The sequence below is a fragment of the Actinomadura sp. NPDC048955 genome (genome assembly GCF_040649435.1).
In the GTDB taxonomy this organism is placed as follows: Bacteria; Actinomycetota; Actinomycetes; order Streptosporangiales; family Streptosporangiaceae; genus Spirillospora; species Spirillospora luteofluorescens.
The window spans coordinates 148180-173282 of sequence record NZ_JBEZJI010000009.1 but is presented as its reverse complement, the minus strand read 5'-3'; the positions used below and the strand labels follow the sequence as shown (position 1 = coordinate 173282).

18 protein-coding genes are annotated in these 25103 nt (G+C 74.0%); 11 read left to right on the top strand and 7 right to left on the bottom strand.

Annotated elements, in window-relative coordinates:
* Nucleotides 1-20 precede the first annotated feature (20 nt).
* Both AB0C84_RS12530 and AB0C84_RS12525 read left to right on the top strand, forming a co-directional pair.
* Nucleotides 21-521 (top strand): inorganic diphosphatase, encoded by a 501-nt coding sequence (locus AB0C84_RS12530; protein ID WP_258943231.1) that lies wholly within the window; start codon nt 21-23, stop codon nt 519-521.
* A 12-nt stretch (nt 522-533) separates the two neighbouring features.
* On the top strand, nt 534-2078 hold the full coding sequence (locus AB0C84_RS12525) for an FAD-dependent monooxygenase (protein WP_361064682.1): 1545 nt from the start codon (nt 534-536) through the stop codon (nt 2076-2078).
* Nucleotides 2079-2240: 162 nt separating this feature from the next.
* On the opposite strand, the gene AB0C84_RS12520 is transcribed toward AB0C84_RS12525, so the two are convergent.
* Entirely contained in the window at nt 2241-3719 is a 1479-nt protein-coding gene (locus AB0C84_RS12520) for an NAD(P)/FAD-dependent oxidoreductase (protein WP_361064679.1), read from the bottom strand.
* A gap of 79 nt (nt 3720-3798) precedes the next feature.
* Between AB0C84_RS12520 and AB0C84_RS12515 the strand changes: the two genes are divergently transcribed.
* Nucleotides 3799-6639, top strand: coding sequence for a hypothetical protein (locus tag AB0C84_RS12515; RefSeq protein ID WP_361064676.1), 2841 nt, complete (start codon nt 3799-3801; stop codon nt 6637-6639).
* A gap of 21 nt (nt 6640-6660) precedes the next feature.
* Here the strand turns inward: AB0C84_RS12515 and AB0C84_RS12510 are convergent, their stop codons facing one another.
* Nucleotides 6661-8337, bottom strand: coding sequence for a phospholipid carrier-dependent glycosyltransferase (locus tag AB0C84_RS12510; protein WP_361064673.1), 1677 nt, complete (start codon nt 8335-8337; stop codon nt 6661-6663).
* 39 nt (nt 8338-8376) lie between these two features.
* The gene (locus AB0C84_RS12505; protein WP_361064670.1) at nt 8377-10110 is read right to left on the bottom strand and encodes a sulfatase; all 1734 of its coding nucleotides are present in this window, start codon (nt 10108-10110) and stop codon (nt 8377-8379) included.
* A 124-nt stretch (nt 10111-10234) separates the two neighbouring features.
* Between AB0C84_RS12505 and AB0C84_RS12500 the strand changes: the two genes are divergently transcribed.
* Nucleotides 10235-10840: a dihydrofolate reductase family protein gene (locus AB0C84_RS12500; protein WP_361064667.1), complete on the top strand. Its 606-nt coding sequence runs from the start codon at nt 10235-10237 to the stop codon at nt 10838-10840.
* Here the strand turns inward: AB0C84_RS12500 and AB0C84_RS12495 are convergent.
* The 4 genes from AB0C84_RS12495 to AB0C84_RS12480 form a co-directional block, all read right to left on the bottom strand.
* Nucleotides 10809-11660, bottom strand: a complete 852-nt coding sequence (locus AB0C84_RS12495) for a class II fructose-bisphosphate aldolase (protein ID WP_179847947.1) — start codon at nt 11658-11660, stop codon at nt 10809-10811. The two genes, AB0C84_RS12500 and AB0C84_RS12495, sit on opposite strands and share 32 nt — an antisense overlap.
* Entirely contained in the window at nt 11638-12561 is a 924-nt protein-coding gene (locus AB0C84_RS12490; protein ID WP_361064663.1) for a 1-phosphofructokinase family hexose kinase, read from the bottom strand. The genes AB0C84_RS12495 and AB0C84_RS12490 overlap by 23 nt, the downstream gene beginning before the upstream one ends.
* Nucleotides 12558-13466 (bottom strand): sugar isomerase, encoded by a 909-nt coding sequence (locus AB0C84_RS12485; protein WP_361064660.1) that lies wholly within the window; start codon nt 13464-13466, stop codon nt 12558-12560. Before AB0C84_RS12485 ends, AB0C84_RS12490 begins: the two co-directional genes overlap by 4 nt.
* A gap of 82 nt (nt 13467-13548) precedes the next feature.
* Entirely contained in the window at nt 13549-15213 is a 1665-nt protein-coding gene (locus AB0C84_RS12480; RefSeq protein WP_361064657.1) for a hypothetical protein, read from the bottom strand.
* A 537-nt stretch (nt 15214-15750) separates the two neighbouring features.
* On the opposite strand from AB0C84_RS12480, the gene AB0C84_RS12475 reads away from it, so the two are divergent.
* The 7 genes from AB0C84_RS12475 (at nt 15751) to AB0C84_RS12445 (ending at nt 25050) form a co-directional block, all read left to right on the top strand.
* The gene (locus AB0C84_RS12475) at nt 15751-16512 is read left to right on the top strand and encodes a DeoR/GlpR family DNA-binding transcription regulator (protein WP_258943242.1); all 762 of its coding nucleotides are present in this window, start codon (nt 15751-15753) and stop codon (nt 16510-16512) included.
* Complete coding sequence (locus tag AB0C84_RS12470; protein ID WP_361064653.1) at nt 16509-17879, top strand: 6-phospho-beta-glucosidase; 1371 nt, start codon at nt 16509-16511, stop codon at nt 17877-17879. Before AB0C84_RS12475 ends, AB0C84_RS12470 begins: the two co-directional genes overlap by 4 nt.
* Nucleotides 17876-19072 (top strand): carbohydrate kinase family protein, encoded by a 1197-nt coding sequence (locus AB0C84_RS12465; RefSeq protein ID WP_361064650.1) that lies wholly within the window; start codon nt 17876-17878, stop codon nt 19070-19072. The genes AB0C84_RS12470 and AB0C84_RS12465 overlap by 4 nt, the downstream gene beginning before the upstream one ends.
* A 59-nt stretch (nt 19073-19131) precedes the next feature.
* On the top strand, nt 19132-20490 hold the full coding sequence (locus AB0C84_RS12460) for an extracellular solute-binding protein (protein ID WP_258943245.1): 1359 nt from the start codon (nt 19132-19134) through the stop codon (nt 20488-20490).
* 90 nt (nt 20491-20580) lie between these two features.
* Nucleotides 20581-21552: a sugar ABC transporter permease gene (locus AB0C84_RS12455; protein WP_361064646.1), complete on the top strand. Its 972-nt coding sequence runs from the start codon at nt 20581-20583 to the stop codon at nt 21550-21552.
* Nucleotides 21549-22340: a carbohydrate ABC transporter permease gene (locus tag AB0C84_RS12450; protein ID WP_361064643.1), complete on the top strand. Its 792-nt coding sequence runs from the start codon at nt 21549-21551 to the stop codon at nt 22338-22340. Before AB0C84_RS12455 ends, AB0C84_RS12450 begins: the two co-directional genes overlap by 4 nt.
* A 19-nt stretch (nt 22341-22359) precedes the next feature.
* Nucleotides 22360-25050 carry a sugar-binding protein gene (locus AB0C84_RS12445; protein WP_361064640.1) on the top strand — a complete coding sequence of 897 codons (2691 nt, stop codon included), beginning with the start codon at nt 22360-22362 and terminating at the stop codon, nt 25048-25050.
* Nucleotides 25051-25103: the final 53 nt, after the last annotated feature.

The following is a 25103-nucleotide window of genomic DNA, read 5'->3' as shown; positions in this document are numbered from 1 at the left end:
GCTCCCCTGGGGAGGGATTCATGGAGATCGACATGATCGTCGAGATCCCCCGGGGATCGCGCAACAAGTACGAGATGGACCACCGGCTCGGCCGCATCCGGCTCGACCGGATGCTGTTCACCTCGACGCAGTATCCGGTGGACTACGGCTACATCCCGGGCACGTGGGCGGAGGACGAGAACCCGCTGGACGCGATGGTCCTGCTGGAGGAGCCGACCTTTCCCGGGTGCGTGGTCAGGGTGCGCAGCGTCGGCGTGTTCTGGATGCACGACGAGGGCGGCCCCGACGCGAAGATCCTCACCGTGCCGGCCGGGGACGTCCGCTACGCCGGGATCCGCGACCTGCGGGACGTCCACGAGCACGTCCTCGACGAGATCGCGCACTTCTTCGACATCTACAAGAGCCTGGAACCCGGCAAGGGCACCGACGTTCGCGGCTGGCAGGACCGGCGGGTCGCCGACCGGACGATCGAGCGGGCCGCCGAGCGCGCGCGGGAGGTGGCCGGGAACGCCGCGACGTGATCAGGTGGAGGCGTGAGGGGCAGCGAGCCGGTCGTCGTCGTGGGCGCGGGTCCCGTCGGCCTGGTCACGGCGCTGCTGCTGGCGCGGCACGGCGTGCCGTCGGTGGTGCTGGAGGCCACCGCCCGCCGCGACCCGTCCGGGTCCCGGGCGATCTGCTTCCAGCGCGACGTCCTCGACGTGCTCGACCGGGTCGGCTGCGCCGAGACGATGATCGCGCGCGGTGTGACGTGGACGACCGGCCGCACCTACCACCGCGGGGACGAGCTGTTCGCCGTGACCTTCCCGGGCGCCGGGCGCGGCGCCGTGCCGCCCTGGATCAACATCTCCCAGGCGGAGGTCGAGGCGCGGCTGCGGGACCTGGCCGCCGCCGAACCGCTCGTGGAGGTCCGGTACGGGCATCGCGTCACCGGACTGCGCCAGGACGGGGACGGCGTCGAGGCCCTCGCCGAGGGCGCCGCCGTGCGCGGCACCCACCTGGTCGGCGCGGACGGCGGGCACGGCGCCGTCCGGGACCTGCTCGGCATCGGCTTCCCCGGCCGCACCTTCACCGACCGGTTCCTCATCTGCGACATCCGGGCGGACCTGCCGTTCCCGAGCGAGCGGCGGTTTTACTTCGACCCCGAATGGAATCCCGGGCGCCAGGTCCTGGTCCACCAGTGCCCGGACCGGACGTGGCGCATCGACTGGCAGGTCCCCGCCGACCTCGACCTCGACGCCGAGCGCGGGTCGGGCGCGCTGGACGCCCGCATCCGCAGGATCACCGGGGACGTCCCGTACGAGATCGTGTGGGCCACCGTGTACCGGTTCCACGAGCGGGTCGCGGCGGCGTTCGCGTCCGGCCGCGCCTTCCTGGCCGGGGACGCCGCCCACGTCTACGCGCCGTTCGGTGCCCGCGGTCTGAACTCCGGCGTGCAGGACGCGGAGAACCTCGCATGGAAGCTCGCGTTCGTCCGGCACGGCTGGGCCCCGCCCACGCTGCTGCGCAGCTACGACGCCGAGCGCCGGGCGGCCGCCGAGGAGAACCTGCGGGTGACCACGCGGACGATGGAGTTCCTCGTCCCGCGGACCCCGCGGCAGCGGGCCCGGCGGCTGGAGTCGCTGGAGGCGGCCCGGACCCACCCGGACCCCCGCACGATCGTCGACTCGGGCAGGCTCGCCGAGCCGTTCTGGTACCTGGACTCGCCGCTGACGACCCCGGCCGGGCCGGTGGAGGACTTCCCGCGCGGTCCCGGGGCCGTCCGGCCGCCGCTGCCGGGCGTCCTCTGCCCGGACGGGCCGTGCGTCGTGGACGGGGAACCGACCCGCCTGCGCCGCCTGTTCGGCACACGGTTCGTGGTCCTCACCCAGGGCGGGCGAGCCGAGAGGCTGCCGACGGACGTCCCGCACGAGGTCCACGCGCTGGACGACATCGACACCGGCGGGGCACTGCGGGCGGCCCTGCACTCCGGCGCGGACACGGTCCACATCGTCCGCCCGGACGGTCACCTGGCCGCCGTGCTGCCGTCCTACGACCCCGAGGCCGCGGTCGCGGCCCTGCACCGCGCCTGCGGGCGCTAGCCGTGTTTTCTCAGTTCCGGCCCACTTCGCTCGCCTGGCGGCTCGCTACGTGACCGGGCCTGGGCGAACGCGGCATCGCTTCGCGATCTGCCCGGTGCAGCTCGCCTCCGGCTTCGCCGCACCGGGCAGTTCACGCGTTCGCGTGCTCGGCCGAGGCAGGTTCTAGCCGGCGTCCAGGACGGCGCGGGCCGCGTTGTGGCCTGGGATTCCGCTGACGCCTCCGCCCCGCCTGGCGCCCGCCCCGCACAGCAGCACGCGCGGATGCTCGGTCTCGACGCCCCACCGCCCGTGTTCCGCGGCCGCCTCCGCGAACGGCCACGACAGGTCGCGGTGGAAGATGTGTCCGCCAGGGAGGCCGACGCCGTTCTCCAGGTCGACGGGCGTCTTGGCCTCCAGGCACGGCGTGCCGTCGGGGGCGCGCAGGAGGCAGTCCTCGATCGGCTCGGCGAGTACCGCGTCGAAGGACGCCAGCGTCGCGCGCAGCGCCGCGGCGCGCGAGCCCTCGGGGTCGGACCGGAACAGACGCGCGGGCATGTGCAGGCCGAACAGCGTCAGCGTGTGCGCCCCGGCCTCCCGCAGTTCCGGTCCGAGAATGGACGGATCGGTCAGCGAATGGCAGTACACCTCGGCGGGCGGGACCGAGGGGACGCGGCCGTCGCGGGCCTCGCGGTAGGCCCTGTCGATCTGCTCCCGGCTCTCGTTGATGTGGAAGGTGCCCGCGAACGCCTCCTCCGGCCGGACGGACGGGTCGCGCAGCCGCGGCAGCCGCGACAGCACCATGTTCACCTTCAGCTGCGACCCCTCGGCCGTCCCCTCCCGCGGCATGTTGACCAGCACCCACCTGGCCGAGGCGGCGTGCTCGGCGCCGTCCGCGTCCCGGAACGTGACCTCTCCGGCCGGGTCGACGTGCAGGACCTCCATGCCCGAGCGCAGTTCGGCCCCGGCCGCGCGGGCGGCGTCGGCCAGGGCCCCGGTCACCGCGCCCATGCCGCCGACGGGCACGTTCCAGTCGCCGGTCCCGTTCCCGACGACGTGGTAGAGGAAGCACCGGTTGGCCAGCAGCGACGGATCGGAGGTGTCGGCGAACGTGCCGATCAGCGCGTCGGTGAGGACGACGCCGCGGACGGTGTCGTCGGTGAAGCGCTCGTCCACGACGTCTCCGATGGGCCGCTCGAACAGGTCGCGCCAGGCCTCCCCGTCGTCCACCACCTCCCGGAATCCCGCGCGGTCGCGCAGCGGTTCCAGCAGGGTCGGCGCGACGCGTTCGGCGACGTGACCGGCCATCGCGTAGAACCTCCGCCAGGCGTCGGCGTCGCCCTTGAGGGAGGCGGCCGTCCGCGCGGCGTCCCCGTTGTCGATCAGCAGGCCGCCGTCGCCGGCCGGCGTGTACGAGGCGAACCGCCGCCCGCGCAGCTCGATGCGCAGGCGCAGGTCCCGGACGATCCGTGACGGCAGCAGGCTCACCAGGTAGGAGTAGCGCGAGAGCCGCGCGTCCACGCCGGGGAAGACGCGCGCCGAGACCGCCAGCCCGCCGAAGTGCCCGAGCCGTTCCAGCACCAGCACGCGCCTGCCGGCGCCCGCCAGGTAGGCGGCCGCGACCAGGCCGTTGTGCCCGCCGCCCGCGATGATCACGTCGTACATGACCACAGGGAACCACACGGGTCGCCGGATGCGGGGAAATCCGTTGGCCCGTGCGGCCGCCGGGAGGAAGATGGGGCGGGTGAAGATCCGGCTTTCTGGGGGAGTGGTGGCGTCCGGGCGTCATGCCTGGATCGCCCGTCCCTCCGGACCGCACCGGCTGCCGGACGGGGCGGGCGCGCGTCCGGGGACGCCCGTCGCGCTGGGGCCCGAGGAGGCCCCGGCGCAGGACGTGGCCGACGCCGTCCGGGAGCTCTCGCTGCTCGTCGCCGACGGGGGCGCCGTCGCGGCCGGAGCGGGCGTCGACCTCGGCGGCGGGTTCCGTTCCGCGCGGCTGGACGGGGCGCGCGGGGACCAGCGGGACGCGGTCCTGGCCGCGCTCCGGGCGGTCGGCCTGAGCGGTGCGCACCGCCTCGGTGAGCGGGCCGGGGTCCTCGTCGCGCTCTTCGGGCCCTCGGTCACCAAGCGGGTCGGCGCGGCCGCCGGGCGGGCCGCCGAGGAGGGGCGCTGGGCGGCGCTGCATCTGGCGTCGGCCGCCAGCGACGTCCTCGGGCCCGAGCAGCTCGAACGGGTGCTCGCCTTGGAGGCTCCCGAGGGCGTCGACCTCACCCCGGGCGGGCAGCCGTCCGTGCTCGCGGGGTACCTGCGGCAGGTGTTCGGGCCGGTGCCCGCGCCCCGCAGGCTCGCGCTGATCCTGGATCTGTGGGAGCGGGTCGCCGAGCGCCGCGCCGGGCTCGCCCGCCGGGAGGCGCGGCTGGCGACGCAGAGCCGCCGCGACCGGCTCGAAGACCTGCGCGCGCGCCGCCGCCACGACGACGACGAGCACATCATGTGGCAGGTGCGCATCGACCTGGCGGACGAGCAGCCCTCGCTCGCCGACATCGCGCGCTGGACCCCCGGCCGCTGGTACTGGCACGAGCGCCTCCAGCGCGCCTTCGCGGACGCGATCGCCGCCACCGCGCTGGTCCGGACCGCCGCGGCCGTCGCCGACCACGGCCTGGAGGACGGCCTTGGGCGGTCGGCCCCGATGCTGCGGGCCGCCGCGTCCCTGATGCCCGACTGGGCCGCCGGGAAGGCGGTGCGGCGCGTGCCGGGGCTGACCGGCCTCCCCGTGCGTCCCGGCGCCTACGTCCGCGACCTCGCGCACAGGCTCGCCGCCGGCAGGCCGATGGACGCCAAGGCCGCCGGCTATGTCAGGCCGCGCCTGGCCTGCGCCCGCGACTTCGCGCTCGTCGTCGTCGAGGACATCGGGCGCCTGATGGACGACATGGTCGGGACGCACGACGACCTGCTGCGCGAATGGTCGCCCAGCCTGGAGAGCTGGCGCGAGGGGGCCGGGTACGGCCGCCCGCCCGCCGAGTGGGACGGCATCCTTCCGTGGTCCGGGCCGATGCTGGGAGACGCCGAGCCCCTGCGCCGCAGGCTCGCTCCGGGGCAGGACCCGGCGACCGCGGAGACCGCCGCCGACCTCCTCTGGTACGCCGACCTGATCGATGCCCTCGCCCGGCTGTACGGGCACGAGCGGGCGCAGCCCACTCCCGGGACCGGCCGGCCGTGGTTCGACCACGACCCGCCGCCGGCGGGCGAGCCGCTGACCCCGCGCCTCGACTCGCTCATGGGCGCCGTGTCCGGCGCGGCGCAGCTGGTCGCGCTCGGCGGCGTCCCGCCGCGGGCGCCCCGCACGTGGGCCGCCCTCACCGCGGGCCTGATGTCGGCCACCGCGATCGCCGAGGCCTTGACCGGCGACTTCGCCGTCCCGGCGCCGCTCGCCGCCCTGGACGGCGCGACCGTCCCCGGGACCCGCCTCCGGCTCAAGATCGCCCGCAGCGCCCGGGACGTCGCCGAATGGGCGGACCACATGGGCAACTGCATCGCCGGACCGGCCTATGTCGAGGAGGCCAGGGAGGGCCGGAGCGGGCTCGCGGGCCTTTACGACACCGACGGCCTGCTGGTCGTGAACGCCGAACTGATGCCGCTGCGGCCCGCGTCCCGCGGCTGGCGGGTCAGCGAGATCGCGGCGAGGTTCAACGACGCGCCGGACGAGACCCTCGAACAGCGGTTCCGCGACTGGATCGCCGGGATCCCCGGCACCGCCAAGGACGAGGCCGCGCCGGTGCCGGAGGAGCTCCCGCCGGTGCGTCCGGCCCGGCGGCGCGCCGCGCCGCGCCTCGTGGAGGAGGCCGGTCCCGCCCTCGGCGAGCTCGCGCTCGGGTCGTGGGAGCGGGTCGCTCCGGAGGCGCTCGGCGCCTTCGCCGCCGTGGCCGGGACGGGGCCGGACGCCGCGCTCGTCCGGCTGCGGCGCTTCGGCGGCCCGCAGCTCACCGGGGCCGTCGGGCGCGCCCTGGAGGAGGGCGCCGCTGATCTGGGCCGGCTCTGGACGGCCTCCGGCCACCGGCCACTGCGCGGCGCGCTCGACGCCCTCGACCCGGCGCTGCGCGACCGCTTCGACCAGCTCCCGCTCCTGCTCGGCGAGCCGCCGCTGCCGAAGACGCTGCGCAGGCTGGTCAAACTCCCCGCCATCGCCGACGCCTACTCCCTCGACCTCGTGGCGCGCCGCGTCCGCCGCGCGATCGGGGTCCTCGCCCTCCGGGACGATCCGGTCATCGCCCGTGCCTTCGCCAAGCCGACGGCCGAGCCCCTGCTGTGCGCGCTGGCCGTGACCGTTACCTGCGCTGCGCCGGACATCGGCCTCGTCCCCGTGATGCCGCCGCGTACCACCACCGTCCCCGGCTACCCCGCCACGGCGCTGGAGGACGAGGAAGGCCCCTGGCAGCGGGCCCTGCCCGCCGTCCGCGAGCTGGGCGCCGACACCGCCGTCTTCTGGGACGAGATCGCCGAGCGCGGGCTCCGCGTCCCGGCGTCCTGGCTGGCGCACGGCGGCTGGGCGGCCCTCTGGTCCCGCGCCCACTCCCACCGCCGCTGACCCGGCGGCCCGAGGAAGGCGCTACGGGCGCGGCGCGGGCCGGCGGAAGATGGTGACGGAGTACCCGACCTCGTCGATCGGCTCGCTGGTGCGGAGCAGCGGTGTCAGGCGCGGGTCGTTCTTGACGAGCCAGCTGTCGGAGACCACCAGCAGGCCGCGCACCTGGCCGGGCGGCGCGGTGAGCGGGTCGCGCGCGCGGATGCCGTAGGCGGACGGGACGCCGCTGCCCTTGAAGACCAGCCAGACCGGCTCGCCCGGATACCGCTCCCGGAGGCGATCGGCGAGCCGTCCGAGATCCTGGCCCCAGTCGACGTTGGAGTCGTGCAGGCGCAGGTGGGTCTTGGACGGGCCGCCGAACGCCTCGTTGGAGTACGGCAGGTAGTAGGGGAAGGCCCGCAGCGAGCTGACCGCGACGAGCAGCAGCAGCGCGACCGTCGCGCCCCTGGCCCACCGCCATCGGAGGAGGACCGTGCCGCCCGCCGCCACCGCCAGAAAGATCGGGACGAAGATGGCGTAACGGACGCCGAGGTCGCGCGACCCGGTCATCGCCACCGCCAGCAGCACGGCCGTCGGCGCGAGAAGGTACGGGGCGGCCGGACGCAGCCGGGGGAGCGCCACCGTCGCGGCGACTCCCGCCGCCCACAGGACGAGCATGCCCAGCGGCGTCTTCACCAGCAGCGCGGCGGGCAGGTAGTACCAGCGGGAGCCCCGGTAGACGTCGCCGAACAGGAAACCGGTCCACCGCATGTTCTCGAAACCGAACTGCGCGCGCATCCCGTCCTGGAAGGGCCGGGGGAACGGCAGCCAGCCGGCGGCGAGCCCGCGCAGACCGCCGACGGACGGCAGGCTCGCCGGAGCCGCCCAGCGCAGGCGCGGGTCGACGGCGAGATAGCTCGCCCACACCACCGCGACGGCCAGGACGCCGACGCCGGCCGCCGACAGCACGGCGGTCGTCACGGGACGGCGCGGTGGCCGCGACGTCCAGACCGACACCGCCGCCAGGACGAGGAGCACCGGCAGCGCCGGCAGCGCGCTCATCTTGGTCGCCAGGGCCGCGCCGAGCGCCGCCCCGGCGAGCGGCAGGTAGAGCCGCGGTCCGCGCCTCGCGCGCCAGAGCAGCCACACCGACGTCAGCAGGAGACCGGCCGTGGGGACGTCCAGCGTGGCCAGCGACCCGTGCGCGATGACGTCGGGGGAGAAGGAGTAGAGGGCCAGCGCCGTGAGGCCGCCGGCCGGGCCGGCGAGGTCGCGGGCGAACGCGAAGACCACCAGTCCGAACAGCAGGGTCAGCGCGATGACGGGCAGCCGCCCGGCGAGCAGCACCCGCTGCGCGTCGTTGCCCCACCGGTACAGGAACTGCCTTCCGAGCCGGTAGTCGCTGCCGGTGAAGGAGGCGCGCAGGTGCGGGCCGGCGAGCACCGCCCCGGCCCCGATGACCAGCTTGCCGAGCGGCGGGTGCTCGGCGTTGTGGCGCAGGTCGTGCTGGCGGAGGTACACCACGCCCGTGCTGATGTAGACGGGCTCGTCGACGGTCGGGCTCTGCTGCACGGCCGTGGTGACCATCGCGGCGGCCATCTGGGCCAGCAGCGCCGCCACGACCGCCGCGAGCAGCCAGCGCCGGTGCAGCGGGCCGAGCCGGCCCGCGGGCTCGGCCGAAGGCGCCGCGGGCCGGCCGGGCTCCGCAGACAAGGACGTCACGCCGCCACCCTTCCCGGAGACCGTCCCCCCGATCTCCGTTCAGCCTCCGAACGCGGTCAAGAATCGGTCGCGGAACGCGCTCATCGGCCACACCGGGGTGTCCCTGCCGGGCCGCAGGCCGTCCTGCCAGCCCCACCCGGAGATCCTGTCCAGGACGGCGCCGTCCTTCGCCACGACGGTGATCGGGACGTCCCGGCTCGCTCCCGGCCCGGTGATGAGCGGCGCGGGCTGGTGGTCGCCGAGGAAGACCAGCACGGTGTCCTCGCCGCCGTAGGTCTCCAGAAAGGAGACGAGCGTGTTCAGCGTGTACTCGATCGACGCGCGGTACTCGGCGCGGATGCGGCCGGGCGCGGGCCACGGCGCGTCGTAGCCCTTGCCCATCCCGTCGAAGACCGAGCCGTCGCCGACCCGCTCCCACGGGACCGGCCGCGGGATGGACGCCCACGGGGCGTGGCTGGACACCAGCGCCGTCTCCGCCATCACCGGCGCCCGGTCGTCCTTCGCCAGCTCGGTGCGCTGGAGCGTCGACAGGGTGTACTGGTCGGGCATCGTGGCGAAGCTGAAGCGCGGTCCGCGGTAGCCGAGGTTCCGGTCGTCGTAGACCTTGTCGTAGCCGTAGAAGGACGCCTCCGGCCAGGCCCGCGTGATCGCCGGCATGAGCGCGACCGTCCGGGAGTCCGCGCGGTGGAACGCCCCGTTCAGCGTCAGCCGGTCGCTGTTCACCAGCGCGCGGTACCGCTGCTGGTTGTTCACCCACAGGCCCGACAGCAGCGTGGCGTGCGCCAGCCAGCTGCCGCCGCCCGCCGTCGAGGAGGTGAGCCAGCCGCTGCGCGCGGCGAACCCCGCCTTGCGGAGCCGCCGCGTCCCCTGGTCGAGGACGGCGCCGACCTGCGGAGCGTACTGCGGGCTCTCCACGGCCGACCGCCCGTAGCTCTCCACGAACGCCAGGACGACGTCCTTGCCGCGAAGCCCGGTCAGCAGCTTGTCGGGCGGGGTGTCGCGGAACCTGTCCACCGCGGCGGCCTTGGCGAACTCCTTGCGGTCGTTCAGGCTCGTCCGCACCTGCCGCGCGTGGTCGTAGGCGAGGACCGCCGCGCTCCTGGACGCCACCGGCACACCGTGGACGAACTGCGCTCCGAGCACGGCGCAGGCGAGCCAGACAGTCCCCAGCACACCGGCGGCCCAGGACGCCGGTCTCCTGTGCCGGACCGCCACGCCGCTCAGGCGCAGCGTCGACAGCGCCGTCAGCACGACCACGCCGACCGCCAGCACCACCGCCACCACGACGGCCGCGACCGCCCCCGCCCGCCCGGACGACTCCTTGACGAACTCCACGGCCGGTCCCAGCAGCGGCCAGTCCAGGACCAGGTCGAACGGCCGGACGAGCACCGCGTCGAACCCGATGTCCAGCACTTTCAGCACGAGCAGCAGCCCGAGGACGCCCCCCGCGGCCCCCGCCGCCCACCGCCTCGCCCCGGCCGGGAGCACGAGGACCAGCGCGACGCCGACCACGCCCTCGATCGGGACGCGCACGAACGCGCCCGGGGCCAGGCGGGCGAACTCGGCTGGCGCGACCAGCGCGACCAGCACGAGCAGGAACGCCGCGCCGGTCACCGACCGCGCCGCGATCCGCCGCCGCCGTCTCGGCGGCTCACCCGCCTCCGGGGCGTCGGCCGGCACGTCCTCCTCTGTGATCCGCTCCAGGCGGCTGTCGGTCGTCAGGTCGTCCTCCCAGGTTCGGCCCCCCGCCGCGCACGCGACACCCCACAGCACGTCCGGCCCCCGCCCGCGGGTTCAAAGTTTTCCTCTTCGTGAGGTCCGGGATGTCGAGAATGCGAGCACGGCTCCGATCCACTGGTGAAAGGCGCCGCAGGGGCGCCGCCGAGGAGGCACCGCAATGGGCAAGATCACCTGTGACATCGGGGTTTCGGTCGACGGGTTCGCCGCGGGCCCGGACCAGCGCCTGGAGGAGCCGCTCGGGGACGGCGGCGAGCGGCTGCACCGGTGGATGTTCGAGGAGCAGGAGGCCAACGCCGAGGAGATCGCGAAGATCACCTCGGCGGGGGCCTACATCATGGGCCGCCACATGTTCGGCCCCGACCGCGGCCCGTCGTGGACCCCGGACTGGGCGGGCTGGTGGGGCGAGGAGCCGCCCTACCACGCGCCGGTGTTCGTGCTGACGCACCACCCGCGCGAGAGCATCGTGATGAAGGGCGGCACGACGTTCCACTTCGTCAGCGACGGGATCGAGCCGGCGCTGGCCCGGGCCCGGGCCGCAGCGGGGGAGAAGGACGTCGCGATCGCCGGGGGAGCGAGCACCGTGAACCAGTACCTCGCGGCGGGCCTCCTGGAGGAGCTCCGCCTGCACATCGCCCCCGTCGTCCTCGGGGCGGGGGAGCGCCTGTTCGAAGGCGTCGGCGACCTGGCGCTGGAGCCGGTCGAGGTGGCCCGGACTCCCATGGTCACCCACATCACCTACCGCGTCGGCGGCCCGCGCGGATGACGTGCAGCAGGCGGGCGACCTCGTCGGCGACCGCGTCGCGGCCGGCGGAGGCGTAGCGGCGCGGGTCGACGAGGCCGGGGTCGGCGGCCAGCCGGTCCCGGACGGCCGCGGTGAACACCTTGTTGAGCTGCGTCGCCACGTTGATCTTGGTCATGCCGTGCTCGACGGCGGCGGCGAGCCCGTCGTCGGGCACCCCGGAGGACCCGTGCAGGACCAGCGGGACGGGCACCGCCGCGCGCAGCCGGGCGATGAGCGCGAGATCGAGGACGGTGTCGCGGGTGAGCATCGCGTGGGACGTGCCGACCGCGACCGCCAGCGCGTCCACGCCCGTGGCGGCCACGTACCCGGCGGCCTCCTCCGGGTCGGTGCGGGCGTGCGGGGCGTGCACGCCGTCCTTCCCGCCGATCTCGCCGAGCTCCGCCTCGACCCACACGCCCTCGCCCCGGCAGCGGGCGGCGACCTCGGCGGTGCCCGCCACGTTCGCCTCGTGCGGGAGGGCGGACGCGTCGAACATCACCGACCCGAACCCGAGGGCGACCGCCTCGCGGACGAGGTCCGCCGAGGTGGCGTGGTCCAGATGGACGACGACCGGGACGGACGCGGCGCGGCCGAGCGCCAGCACCGCCCGCCCGATCGGGGCGAGCGCGCCGTGGTAGGCGACGCAGTTCTCACTGACCTGGAGCACCACGGGCGCGCCCGCGCGCTCCGCGCCGGCGACGATCGCCTCGGCGTGCTCCAGCTGGATCACGTTGAACGCCCCCAGACCGCGGCCCTGCGCGGCCGGTGCGGCGATGACGTCACTCATGGGGGCGAGCGGCATGGTTCTCCTCGGTCCGGAGGGTGACACGGGGCAGCAGCGCGGGGAGCCCGGCGGGGTCGATCTCGCCGGCGACGGGGGAGCCGACCGCGCAGGCGGCCAGCGCGACGGCGCGGCGGAGGCGTTCCGGCCAGGGCAGGCCGGCGGCCAGCCCCGCCGCCAGGCCCGCCACGAGCGCGTCCCCCGCGCCCGTCGGGTTGCCCGGGACGGGACGGTCGAGCGCGGCGCGCAGGACGCCGTCCGGGGTCTCGGCGAAGACGCCGCCCGCGCCGAGCGAGGCGACCACGGCCTCCGCGCCCGCCTCGCGGAGCGCGCGGGCACCGGCGGCCGCGTCGCCGGTGCCGGTCGCGCGGGCCAGCTCCTCGGCGTTCGGCTTCACGATGCCGGGGCCTCCGGCGAGCCCGAGGCGTAGCGCCTCCCCGTCGGCGTCCAGGATCACCGGGCCTGGCGCGAGGCGGGCGAGCCGCGCGTAGGCGTCCGGGGGGACGCCCGGCGGCAGGCTCCCGGACAGGACGACCACGGCGGCGTCCCGGGCCAGGGACTCGAAGCCGGCGCGGAACGCCGCCCACTCCGCGCCGGTCACCTCCGGACCCGGCTCGCAGAACATCGTCGCCTCGGCGCCGACGACGGTGACCGTCCGCCGCGACTCCGCGGCGACCGGCGTGAACGCGGCGGGCACGCCGAGGGAGGCGAGCCCCTCCTCGATGCGCCGTCCCGCGTGGCCGCCGGCCAGCCCGGCGGCCACGACCTCGTGCCCGAGGGCGTGCAGCACCCGCGCCACGTTGACGCCCTTGCCGCCGGGCCGCGAGTGCACCGCGGCCACCCGGTGGACCGCGCCGAGCCGCGCGTCCGGCACCTCGTAGGTGTCGTCGATCGCGGCGTTCAGGGTGACCGTGAGGATCATGCGGCCGGACCGCCGGGCCCGGCGTCCAGGACGACCGAGCGGGTGAGGTGGCGGGGACGCTCCGGGTCCAGGCCCGCCGCGCTCGCCCGCGCGACCGCGAGCCGCTGCACCCGGACCAGCTCGGCGAGCGGGTCGGCGTCCGCGGCGCGCAGCAGCCCGCCGGTCGCGGCGACCTCCTCGCCGAGGCCGTCCGGGAGGCCGCCGAACATCCACACCGCCCGGCCGGGACCGGTGATGCTGATCGGCCCGTGCCGGTACTCCATCGCCGGGTAGGCCTCGGTCCAGAAGCACGCGGCCTCGCGCATCTTCAGGGCGGCCTCATGCGCGAGGCCGACCGTCCAGCCGCGGCCGAGGAAGGTGATCTGCTCGACGTCCAGCAGCCCGGGCGGGACCGGGTCGGCCACCGCGGCCTCGGCGGCCGCGATCGCGGCCGTCAGGTCCTCTCCGAGGTGCGCGCGCAGCAGCGCCAGCTGCGTGGTGGCGAACCGGGTCTGCACGACCGACTCCTCGTCGGCGAAGTCGAGGACGATCAGCCGGCCGGCCTTGCCGGACACCGGCGTGTCCGGGTCGGCGGTGATCGCGGTCGTCGGGACCGAGCCGGCGAGCCGGTCCAGGACGGCGAGGACCTCGGTCGTCGTCCCGGACCTGGTGAGCGCCAGCACCCGGTCGTAGCGGCGGCCGGGCGGCATCTCCGAGGCGGCGAACGCGTCGGTCTCCCCGTGCCCGGCGCCCTCCCGCAGCGCCGCGTACGCCTGCGCCATGTACAGCGAGGTGCCGCATCCGACGACCGCCACCCGCTCCCCGCGGGCCGGCAGCGCGTCCCGCAGGCCGCCGGCCAGCCCGGCGGCCCGCCGCCAGCACTCCGGCTGCGCGGCGATCTCGGTCATGATGCGGTTTCCGGCCATGGCCCCTCCCGAAGGTCGATCCGTCCTGCGACTCTATGCTCATTCATGCTCGAAAAAGAAGAGTACAGAGCATGAAGAATCATCAACGCGCGGGGGGTCGCAGCCGCACCAGCCGGACGAAGCGCACGTCGAGGTCGTCGCCCGCGCCCGTCGCGATCCGGAAGTCGGTCCCGCCGGCGAGGCCGTTCGCGAACGCGGGCCGGGGGAGCCGGAACGTCGCGGTCTTCCACGCCCCCTTCCACGCCCCGCTGCCCGTGCGGCGCACCGCCGGGGAACGTCCGCCCCGGTACTCGATCCACCAGTCGCCCCCGCCCGCGTCGCGGTACGTCACCTTGATCTGCACCGGTTCGCGCCGCCCGCGCAGGAACCGGTCGTCGAGATCGAAGTACAGGGACGTCTGCCCCCGCGCGCGGTCGGTGCGCAGTCCTTCGTAGGCGGTGCCGTTCTCCGGCCCGAGGACGCCGCTGTGGACGTCGGCGGTGGAGCGGCGGGCCCTGCCGTCCGGGCCGACGTCCCGCTGCACGAGCCAGCGTTCGAGGTTGCGCACCCACGGGCGCCCGGGCCAGCGACGGGCACCGGTGAAGGGCCCCGCCGTGTTCTTCCAGTAGGTGTCCTCGGCGTCGCGCAGCGCGGCCCACGCGTCCGGCGAATCGGAGGCGGTCTTGCCGATGCTCAGCCGCACCCATCTCCAGTGCAGCGGAAACTGCCTCATGTAGGACGGGCCCGGGACCACGTAGAGCCAGTTCGTCCGCAGTTGCAGCGCCTTGAGGTTCGCCTGCCGGACGGCGTAGTAGGGCTCGCTCGTGTGGTAGTCGCAGTCGTTGAAGCACTCGTTCTCGGTGGCGGCGACATGCCGTCCGTCATGGACGGGCAGGGACTCGTCCACCGTCATGTGCCCGTCGGGCTCGATGCGGCTCCCGTAGGAGGGAGCCTCGCTCAGGTGGAAGTTGAACACCTCGGTGATGCCCGTCCGGATGCCGAGCCCCGCCTCGACGGCCTGCTTGGCGAACAGGTCCGTCCTCGAACCCCACGGCCCCCACGGATGGTCCTCGCCGGTGAACACGAGCTTGGAGCTGTAAGGCCCGAAAACGGCGGTCAGGTCCCGCCAGGCGTGCCGGTACCACGACCGGTACTTCTCGAAGGTCAGCCCCTGCTCCGCCGCCTTGCTGACCAGGTCGTAGTCGTACTCCGCCCACGTGAACGCGCCCGGGACGTACACCAGCCGCAGCCGCGGGTCCGCGCGCAGGCCCTCGTCGACGAAGAGCCTCCGGTAGAGCGCGAGCAGCCGCCCCCACACGCACTCGTCCCACAGGGGCAGGTGGTACTGCCCGTCGTAGTCGGGCCCGATCGGCTCCACGCCGCACTCGTCCGCCACCCACGCGGGCGCCCACCGCGACCCGCTGGCGAAGATGCGCGCCCAGAAGGGCCGCCGGTCCGCGAGCTGCCGGCTCAGCGGCGGGAAGCTCATGTCCTGGGCGAAGCCCACGCCGCGGGGGTCCAGCGTCCCGGGCCCGTCCGGTTGGAGCTGGCGCCAGCTCAGGTCGAGGCTGCGCGTGCCGACGCCGAACTCCGGGGCGGCCGTCTCGGAGAACAGGCCCGAGTTCGCCGACGGACGGACCCAGCCCGGCAGCGTCCAGTCGTCTCCCGGCCGCACCCGCACGCTGCCGGCCACGGTGCCCGTCGGCCCGGCGCCCGCCACGGTCGACAGGAGCACCAGCCCGGCGAGAACCGCCACCACCCGTTTCACGCCCGGCCTCCCCAGCCCTCGTTCTCCGCGCCCCCGCGTGCGCGTTTCCGTTCAGAAACCATGCTCATCCTTCGAGTGCGAGCATGAAAGGGCAATCCGTGCCCGGAAGCCACCCGGGCGTCGGCGCAAGCGAAGTCCCGACAGCCGCGGTCCGCCGGGCTGCCGCGCGGACCTGCGCTGCGCGGAGCAGTGGGTCCGGAGGCGCTGCCCGACCTCGTCCACCACCTCTGACATGCACGGTCAGCGGGGGCTCCCGATGCGCAACTCTCATTCCAAAACATAATTTAAGACGAAAATTATGTACCGGTCAGAGGTCCTTTTGCTGCTGGTTTGACCTTCCGTCCTGACAGCCCGCGCGCCCGGCCCGGGCGCTTCGCCCGCACCGCCTATGGAACGTTCCGTGCACTCGACAGCGCTCGCTGACTCCACCGCCGTCCTGACTGCGTCTCCGCACGTCAGAGAAGCGAATGACGGACTTCGAGCAGGTTTCCGCCAGGGTGATGACGGATGTCGAGCAGCGGTGTTACGTTCCACCGCGTGACATCGAGCATGCGACGGGCGCAGATCGTGTCGTCCCTTCGCGCCAAGGGCGCCGCCTCCGTCCGGGAGCTGGCCGAGACCCTCCAGGTCAGCGAGTCGACGATCCGGCGCGATCTCGACGTGCTCGACCGCAACGGCGAGCTGCTGCGCACCTACGGGGGAGCGGCGCTGTCCCCGCGGCCGGCGGCGCCGGAGATCTCCTTCGCGGCGTCGGCCGAGCACGACAGCGCCGAGAAGGCGGCGGTCGCCGAGCGCGCGGCGAAGCTGGTGGAGGACGACATGGTCGTGGTCCTCGACATCGGCACCAGCACGCGGCTCCTCGCCCGGCACCTGCGCGGCCGGCCCGTCACCGTCATCACCGCCAACCTGGCCGTGCTGGACGAGCTGCGCGACGACGAGGCCGTCCGCCTGTGCCTGCTCGGCGGCGTCGTGCGCCGCAACTACCTCTCGCTCGTCGGCTCGCTCACCGAGACCGCGCTCCGCCAGGTCCGCGCCGACCTGGTGTTCCTGAGCTGCACCGGGGTGCGGCCCGACGGCCATGTCATGGACGACATGGAGGTCGAGACGCCGATCAAGCAGGCGATGCTGGAGTCGGCGGACCGGGTGGTGCTGGTCGCCTCCGAGGCCAAGTTCCCCGGCACCGGCTCACTGCGCGTCTGCTCGCTCGACCGCGTCGACGCGCTGGTCACGACGGCCGGGGCCGACCCCCGGACTCTGGAGGTCTGCCGCGAGGCGGGCGGGAAGGTGTACATCGCATGAAGCTGGCCATTCTCGGCGGCGGCGGGTTCCGGGTGCCCTACGTGTACCAGGCTCTGCTGCGCGACCCCGGCTCCCCGCGCATCGAGGAGGTGTGGCTGCAGGACTCCGACGCCGGCCGGCTGGCGGGGATGGCGGAGGTCCTCGCGGCCCTCGCCGGCGGAGCCGAGGACGCGCCGCGCGTGTTCACCAGCACCGGGCTCGACGAGGCCCTGGAGGGCGCCGACTTCGTCTTCGCCGCCGTCCGGGTGGGCGGCCTGCGGGGACGGGTGTGCGACGAGCGCGTGGCGCTGGACCTGAACGTGCTCGGCCAGGAGACCACCGGCCCCGGCGGGATCGCCTACGGGCTGCGCACCATCCCCGTGATGCTCGACATCGCGCATCGCGTGAAGGCCCTCGCGCCGGACGCCTACGTCATCAACTTCACCAACCCCGCCGGAATGATCACCGAGGCGATGCAGGGCGTGCTCGGCGACCGGGTGCTCGGCATCTGCGACACCCCGTCCGGCCTCGGCATGCGGGTGGCGGCCGCGCTCGGCCTGGACCCGGACCGGATCCGGCTCGACTACGTCGGCCTCAACCACCTCGGCTGGATGCGCCGCATCCTGCACGACGGCGTGGACGTCCTGCCCGGGCTGCTCGCCGACGACGACCTGCTCGGGACGCTGGAGGAGGGCGTGGTCTTCGGCCGCGAGTGGCTGCGCGACCTCGGCCTCATCCCCAACGAGTACCTGTACTACTACTACTTCAACCGGGAGGCGGTCCGCGCCACCCTGGACGCGCCGCAGACGCGCGGCGAGTTCCTGCTCAAGCAGCAGGAGGCGTTCTACGAGCGGATCGCGGCGGCGTCCGGCGGCGCGGCCATGGAGATGTGGCGCGAGACGGTCGCCTCCCGCAGCGCGAGCTACATGGCCGAGATGAAGGGCGCGCGGACCGGCGAGGCGCTCGACGACCACTCCGGCGTCGACCCCGCCGAGGAGGGCTACGCCAGGGTCGCGCTGAACGTGATGGCCGCGATCAGCCGCGACGAGCCCGCCACCATGATCCTCAACGTGCGGAACGGGACGACCGTCACCGCGCTGCCCCCGGACGCGGTCGTCGAGGTGCCCGTCACCGTCGACGCCGGCGGCGTCCACCCGCTCCCCCTCGACCAGCCCGACCTGCACCAGGCCGGACTGATGCAGCAGGTCAAGGCCGTCGAACGGCTGACCGTCGGCGCGGCCGTGACCGGCTCGCGGACCGAGGCCGCCAAGGCCTTCGCGCTGCATCCCCTGGTCGACTCGGCGCGGATCGGCCGGCTGCTGCTCGACGGCTACATCGACCGGATCCCCGAGGTCGCCGCCGTCTTCTCCCGTGAGGAGTCGTCATGACAGTGGAAACCCTTGGCGGGAGCCCACCCGTCGACCACCCCGCGCCGGGAGCGGCCGCGGCGCCCGGGCAGCCGCCCGAACCCTCCCTGGCCGACCCGTGCACCGAGCGCGTCCCGGCCGGCGACCTGCTGCGCGGCGGGGACGCCCCCGGCCCGGCGCCCGAGCTGGACGTCTTCCTGAGCGGCCAGGTCTTCATGGACATGATCTTCACCGGGCTGCCGGGGCTGCCGCCGCCCGGGACCGAGATGTTCACCGAGGGGCTCGGCTCGGCGCCCGGCGGCGCCGCCAACATCGCGGTGGCGATGAGCCGGCTCGGCCTGCGGGTCGGGCTCGCGGCCCCGTTCGGCGACGACATGTTCGGCTCCTACCTGTGGCGGACGCTCGCCGAGCAGGAGGGCATCGACCTCGGGCACTCACGCCGGATCAAGGGCTGGCCCACCCCGGTCACGGTGTCGCTGGCCTACGACTCCGACCGCAGCATGGTCACCTACGCCAGGCCCCTGCCGGACCTCGACCCCGGCGAGACGGGCGACGCGGAGGCGGTGCTCGGCTCCCCGCCGCCGGCCGCGCGCGCCTGTTTCGTCGACATCGAGCATCCGGTGCCGGGCTGGGCTAGGGAGATGCGGCGGGCGGGCGCCTCCGTGTTCGCCGACATCGGCTGGGACGCCACCGAGACGTGGTCCAGCGAGGTCCTCGACCGGCTGGAGCACGTGGACGTGTTCCTGCCCAACGCCGTGGAGGCCATGGCCTACACCCGCACGACCACGCCGGAGGACGCGGCCCGCGCCCTGTCCGAGCGTGTCCCGGTCGTCGTCGTCAAGCGCGGCGGCGCGGGCGCCATCGCGATCGACTCGGTGACCGGGGAGGTCGCCGAGACCGACGCGCTGCCGGTGCGGCCGCTCGACGCGACCGGCGCCGGCGACGTCTTCGGCGCCGGGTTCCTGTTCGGGACGCTCGCCGGCCTGCCGCTCCTGGAGCGGCTGCGGTTCGCCAACCTGTGCGCGGGCCTGTCGGTCCGGCACCGCAGCGGCTCGCTCGGCGCACCCTGCTGGGGGGAGATCGCCGCGTTCGGCGAGTCCGGCGAGGTGCCCGAGTCCGTCCTCGAACCGTACGCCTTCGTCGTCGACTTCATCCCCGACTCGGCGACCGACACGGTCGTCCGGGCCGAACCCACCCTCCGGGCCGACCACTAGCGCGCCGTCCCCGACCGACGCGGACGCAGCAGGACAGAAAGCAATAGGGAGCCGTAGCTATGCCGACACTGACGAGGCGAGGAGCGGCCGCGGCGGCCGCGGCCCTCGCGACCCTGCTCGCGGCGGCGTGCGCCCCGGGCTCGTCCGGCGACAAGCCGGAGAGCAAGGCGCCCGCCGCGGTGAGCACCGACGTGGCCAAGGCCGGGAACGTCACGCTCACCGTCTGGGACCAGGAGGTCCAGGGCGGGCAGAAGAAGCAGATCGAGGAGCTGAACAAGCGCTTCGAGGCCAAGTACCCCAACGTGAAGATCAAGCGGGTGTCGCGGTCGTTCAGCGACCTGCAGAAGACGCTCCGGCTCGCGCTGTCGGGCGGCAGCCCGCCCGACGTCGTCGAGGCCAACCAGGGCTACGCGTCCATGGCGCAGTACGTCAAGGCCGGGATGCTCCTCCCGCTCGACTCCTACGACCAGGTCTACGGGTGGCGCAAGCGCTATCCCAAGGGCCTGACGGACCTGAACAGCGTCACCCAGGACGGCAAGCTCATCGGGTCCGGCAACCTGTACGGCGTCTCGCTGAACGGCGAGATCGTCGGGCTCTACTACAACAAGGAGAAGCTCGCCAAGCTCGGCGTCCAGCCGCCGAAGAGCTGGGCGGAATTCGACCAGGCGCTCGCCACGGCCAAGGGCAAGGGCGAGGTCCCGATCGCGTTCGGCAACCTGGAGAAGCTGCCCGCGATGCAGCTGTACGGCGTCCTCCAGGACGGCGCCGCCGACAAGGAGGCCGTCCGCAAGCTGGTGTTCGGCAGCGGCGGCTCCTGGACGGACGCCCCGAACGTCCAGGCGGCGCAGAAGCTCGCCGACTGGTCGAAGAAGGGCTACTTCACCAAGGACGCCAACGCCGTCAAGTGGGACGACACCCCCGTCAACTTCGCCAAGGGTGACGGCGTGTTCATGTTCGGCGGCACCTGGTGGGCGTCCGAGCTCAACGACAAGATGAAGGACAAGGTCGGCTTCATGGTGCCGCCCCCGACGCAGGCCGGGTCGCCTTCGGCGACGATGGGCGGCGAGAGCCTGCCCTGGTCGATCACGTCCAAGAGCAAGAACCCGGACGTCGCCGCCGCCTACATCAACTTCATCACCTCCCCGGAGGCGATGGACGTCTCGATCGAGACCGGCAACCTGCCGGCGCTCGCCGCGCCCTCCAAGCAGCCGACCGGACCGCTGCTGAAGGAGGTGTCGACGGCGTGGGCCGAGCTGAGCAAGAACGACGGCATCACCCCGTACCTCGACTACGCGACGCCGACCTTCGCCGACGCGTTCGGCGGGCCGCTGCAGGAGCTCGTCGCCGGGCGCAAGCCGGCCGACGCGGTCATGAAGGCGGCCCAGGACGACTACTCCGCCTTCCAGAAGAAGAAGTAGGGATCGGCCATGCCCGCCTCCGGCCGGCGCGTCGCCCGCGGCGCGGCCGGGGGCGGGTCGGCGCCGGACGCACGACCAAGGAGCCCGCACATGACGACCGTCGCGCGGCGAAAGACCCCCAAGTCCAGGCACGCGGCCTCGGCCCCGCGCACGGCACGGCGCCAGGGCCGCGCCCTCTCCGGGTCTCCCGGGGAACCCGGCCGGATCGGCTGGCTCTACACCCTGCCGGCCCTGCTGGTGTACGGGACGTTCCTGCTGTGGCCGCTGGCGCGGGGGGCGCAGTTCTCCCTCTACCACTGGGACGGCCTCGGCCAGGCGACGTGGGCGGGGTTCTCCAACTACACCGCCACCTGGTCGGACCCGTCGCTGCGCGGCGCGTTCGGGCACCTGCTCGTCCTCATCCTGTTCTACTCGGTGCTGCCGTGCTGCATCGCGTTCGTGCTGGTCGCCGCCATGTCGCGGACGAAGATCCGCGGCCTGACGTTCTTCCGGACCGTGCTGTTCCTGCCGCAGGTGGTCGCGATGGTCGCGGTGGCCGTGGCGTGGCAGTGGGTGTACTCCGCAGACGGGCCGGTCAACACCGTCTTCGGCTGGCTGCACGCCGTCGGCCTGCCCGACTGGCGCCACGGCTGGTTCGGCGACTTCACCTTCGCGCTTCCCGCGGTCGGGGCCGTCGGGACGTGGGTGGGGATCGGCCTGGCGATGGTGCTGTTCCTCGCCGGGGTGCAGAAGATCCCGCGGGAGCTGTACGAGGCCGCGCGGATCGACGGCGCGGGGCCCTTCCGCGAGTTCTTCGCCGTCACCCTGCCGGGGCTGCGGCGCGAACTGGCGGTGGCGCTCACGCTGACGACCATCATGGCGATCCGCAACTTCGACCTCATCTACATGGCCACCGCCGGCGGGCCGGGCGACGCGACGAAGGTCCCCGCCTACGAGGTCTACAACCGCACATTCAACACCGGTGAGGTCGGCCTCGGCTGCGCGATCGGCGTCACGCTGGCGGTGCTGGCGTTCGCCGTCACGGCCGGCGTCCGGCGGCTCGTGGAAGGGAAGGACGCATGAACGTCCGGGCGGAACGGTTCGTCAACCACGCGATCCTCGTCCTCTTCTCGGTCATCGCTGTGTTCCCGATGATCGGGGTCGTCGCGCAGGCGTTCCAGCTGCCGCACCTGGACCTGTCCACGTTCGGCACGGCCTGGCGCGAGGGCCACTTCGCCATCTACCTGCGCAACAGCGTCATCGTCACCACCGTCACCGTCGTCACCTCCGCGGTGCTGTCGATCATGGCGGGGTACGCGCTCGGCACCATGCGGTTCCGCGGCTCCGGCGCGCTGTTCCTGCTGTTCGTGGCCGGGCTGACGATCCCGACCGAGGCCATCGTCGTGCCGCTGTACTTCGACCTGAGGTCGGCCGGGCTCGACAACAGCTACGCCGGGCTCATCCTGCCGCAGGTGGCCATGTCGGTGGCGTTCGGCACGTTCTGGATGCGCGCCTACTTCCGCAGCATCCCCCGGTCGCTGCTGGAGGCGGCGCGCATCGACGGCGCGTCCGGCTGGACGACGCTGTGGCGCGTGCTCGTGCCGGTCGGCCGCCCGGCCATCCTCACCATGGTGCTGCTGACCACCATGTGGACCTGGAACGAGTTCCTGCTCCCACTGGTGATCGTCAACTCCGACGAGGGGCTGCGCACCGCGCCCCTCGGGCTGTCCTTCTTCCAGGGCACCCACAAGACCGACTACTCACTGCTCATGGCGGGCGCGCTGATCATCGCCGCGCCCATCGTGATCGTCTATGTCTTCCTGCAGCGACAGTTCATCGCAGGAATGCTCTCGGGGGCCGTCAAGGAGTAGGGAAAGAACAGGAGAGTTCATGCGAAGACTCGCCCTACCCGCAGTCCTGTCCGCCGCGCTCGCGGCCATGGCCGTCGCCTTCGCGGGCCCGCCCGCGCAGGCGGCCGGCCCGGCCGGCGCCGGATCCGCCGGCGGCCGGCTCGACGTCCTCTTCGTCGGGGCGCACCCCGACGACGAGGCCGGCGCCCTGTCGACCCTCGGCCAGTGGAACGAGTACGACAAGGCGAAGGTCGGCGTCCTCACCGTCACCCGCGGCGAGGGCGGCGGCAACGCCTCCGGAACCGAGGAGGGCCCGGCGCTCGGGCTGCTCCGCGAGAACGAGGAGCGGCGCGCCGTCGGCAAGGCGGGCGTCACCGACATCCACTACCTGGACAAGGTCGACTTCTACTACACGGTGAGCACGCCGCTCACCGCCGAGACCTGGGACCACGACAAGACCCTGGAGAAGGTCGTCCGCCTCGTCCGCGAGACGCGCCCGAAGGTGATCGTCACCATGGTCCCGGCGCCGCTTCCGGGCCAGCACGGCAACCACCAGATGGCCGCGCGGCTCGCGACCGAGGCCTACTTCGCCTCCGCGGACCCGAAGGCCTACCCCGCGCAACTCGGCGGCGAGGGGCTGAGCACCTGGGCGCCGGGACGCCTGTTCCAGACCGGCGGAGCTTCGGGGCCCGCCGGGTCCGGCTGCGCCGCCAAGGGGACGCCGTCCGCCGCGGCGTCGGTCACCTACGGCGTGTGGGGAGGCCGCGCGTCCGCCCGCAACGGCGGCAAGACGTGGGCGCAGGTGGAGCGCGAGGCCCAGCGCACCTATGTCAGCCAGGGCTGGGGCGGGTTCCCGGACGTCCCGTCCGACCCGGCCCAGATCGGCTGCGACTACTACCGGCAGATCCACAGCCGGGTCCCGTTCACTCTCGGGAACACGGACCCGTCCGCGATGCTCGAAGGCGCGGTGCTGCCGGCCAAGGGCGGCCTCCCGCTCGGGAGCCGGTTCTCGCTGACGGCGGACGCGTTCGGCGTCACCGCGGGCCGTCCCTTCAAGGTGACCGCGCGCGCGAGCTCGCCCGAGCGGCTTCGCGCGGCGAAGGCGACGCTCGCGGTCCCCACGGGTTGGAACGTGACAGGCTCCGGTGAGCTGGGGACGGTCGGCCGGTCCGAGCGCACCGCGACCTTCACCGTCACGCCCCCGGCGGGCGTCAAGGCCGGGCGCGCGCAGCTCTCGGCGACGCTCACGGCCGGCGCCGCCAAGGGCCAGACGGCCACGTCCGTGGAGGTCCGGCCCGCCGTCACCGGTGTCCTGGAGCCGCTGCCCCGCGTCTCGGACTTCGACACCTGGGCGGGCAAGACGGGCGTCCCCGAACTGACCGGGCAGGTGAAGCGGGTGCTCACGCTGGCGTCCGGCGCGTCCCGCCAGGTGCGCGTGGACCTGTCCAACACGACCGCCTCGGCGCAGTCCGGCACGGTCAAGCTGGGCCTGCCCGCGGGCTTCACCGCCGACGCCGCGTCCAAGCCCTACACGCTCGACGCGGGCAAGACCGGCTCGGCGACCTTCACCGTCACCAACACCGACACGTCGCTGCCCACCTCCAACCAGGGCGGGACCGACGGCGACTACGACCTGACCATCACCACGACCTCCTCCACGGGCGACACCGACCTGCAGAACGGCGCCCTGGAACTGGTCCCGGCGGCCGAACTGCCGAAGGCGTCGACCGCGCCCGCGGTCGACGGCAAGGAGTCGCCCGGCGAGTACCCCGGGCCCGAGCTGAACCTGTCCCGCCGCTGGGAGGGGTCGGCGTGCGAGTCCGCCGACGACTGCTCGGCCACCGGCAAGGTCACCTGGACCGGCAAGGCGCTGCACGTGCTGGTCAAGGTCCGCGACGACAAGCAGGGCACGGTGCTCGGCGCCGACGACTGCAAGCGGCACTGGCGCACCGACTCGGTCGAGATCGGCGTCGACCCGCGCGGCGACTCCGAGAACACCTCCACCACGTTCAAGACCGGGATCTTCCCCAAGATGTCGGACGGGAAGCCGTGCTTCGAACGCGACGCGGACGCGCGCCAGGGCCCGGGAGAGGAGACCGCCCCCGGCATGCGGGTCGCCTCGACGGTCGCCGACCCCTACGACGGGTACGTCATCGAGGCGGAGATCCCGTTCACGGCGCTGCCGACCGCGGTGGACCCGCGGCGCATGGGCCTGAACGTCTTCGTCTACGACTCCGACACCCAGGACAAGACCGGCCAGACCCGGATCGGCTGGTCGACCTGGGGCGGCGTGCAGGGCGACCCGTACCGGTGGGGCCTGGTGTCCCTGCCCGGCCACACCCCGCCGGCCGGCATGCCGACCACGCCCCCGCCGCCGGTCATGCCGACCGACGCGACGCGGTCGGTGAACGCGCCTGAGTCGATCATCCAGGCGGTGCGCACGGGCGTCCCGCTGGCCGCCGGACCCGCGGCGCCGCGCTCGGACACCGCGCGGATCGCCGGCCGGCCGTCGGTCTCCGGCGGCTCGGCCACCGTCCGGCTCCTCGCGACCGGACCGGGCACCGCGCACGTCCACGTGTGGGACGGCAAGCTGCTCGGCACCAGGCAGGTCGAGATCCGCAAGGCGGGCGTCACCACCGTGACCGTGCCGGGCGCGACCGGCACCCTCACCGTGGCCTTCGAGGCGGCGAAGGGAGGAACGGCGAGCAGCGCCGTCCGCCTGGGCGGCTGACACGACGCCGCCGGGCCGGGGGAGCGGACACGCCCCCGGCCCGGCGGCCGGCG